The sequence below is a fragment of the Moorena sp. SIO2C4 genome (genome assembly GCF_010672485.1).
GTDB classification, from domain to species: Bacteria; Cyanobacteriota; Cyanobacteriia; order Cyanobacteriales; family Coleofasciculaceae; genus Moorena; species Moorena producens.
Map to the genome: position 1 here is coordinate 1 of NZ_JAAHGN010001557.1, position 1,121 is coordinate 1,121.

A 1,121-nucleotide genomic window follows, 5' to 3' on the forward strand; every position below is an offset into this window, starting at 1 on the left:
ATAGAAATCAAGCTAACTTGTCGGCTGTTGACAGTCAACTCTCAACGATCAACATTTAACAGTCAACAGTCAACACTTAACACTTAACACTTAACAAAACACATTATCCCCGGGGGCCCAAGTCCATCTAATTACTGATGGCATTATTTATAGCGCTTGAACACTGACCCAGCACCGATAGCACCCAACATCAACAGACCCAATGTCGAAGTTGGTTCGGGAACTTTCTTAGAAGGCTTAGGGGGATCTGGGAAATCGGTAAACTTGATGCCAGAAACCGCACCACTTCCTGGTAGTTTAATATCCAGCTTGGTCACTGAATACTCAGGAAGATAGCTGAAATCGTAAGTGGATAGGGAGTTGTCTGTGCCAAATTTTAGTGATTGTTTCTCTGTTGTGCCATCCTCCAGAAACGCTTTAACATATCCGTTTTTATTCTTCGGATTCTCATCAATGTCTAGAAGCGTGACGTAATCAACAGAAACGGCTTGATCAAAAACAAAGGAAATGATACCACCGCCAGCCCAGTCATCGGGTGTTTTACTTTTGTCCTCGTTGATAATTAGAACGTTACCCTGTGGCTTCGTACCAAATGAAGGTCCCGTGGCTAAGTCATCGTCTCCACCGGTGCATGTAATCCCAAAATCAGGTCCGCAATTGCTGTTGAATAACCTTAAGGGATGATTAGACCCTTTGTTACTGGTTATATGCACACCGAATTTTGCCCATTGCTCACCAATATTTTTCTTAGTCCCCGCCTTGAGAATGTTACCAGCATCATCCTTTTCAAAATCCAGTAAGTATTCATCAGCTAGAGCGGGATTACCACCTACTGTTCCCAAAGTAACTAAGGCAGCTGTGAGCGTAACTGTTGATAACTTTTTCATGGTTTTTCAACCCCTCAATACTGACTTAATTTTAGCGCTAAAATCTTTTTTTATATCTTTTTTTGAGGATTTTTATTAACCTTTACTATCTACTATTCAGGTAATATAGCAGAATTCAGAATTCAGAATTCAGAATTCAGAATTCTGAATTTAAACTCTTGCCATACTGTAGTTTGAGACTTTTGTCATGTCCTAATTACCCTGGCGACTGCTATAATAATCTATTTATAGCAA

General features: G+C 40.2%; 1 protein-coding gene. It reads right to left on the bottom strand.

Annotated features, from left to right (window positions below; translation table 11 throughout):
• Nucleotides 1-143 precede the first annotated feature (143 nt).
• Nucleotides 144-887: a PEP-CTERM sorting domain-containing protein gene (locus F6K20_RS39480; RefSeq protein WP_008190414.1), complete on the bottom strand. Its 744-nt coding sequence runs from the start codon at nt 885-887 to the stop codon at nt 144-146.
• Nucleotides 888-1,121 lie beyond the last annotated feature (234 nt).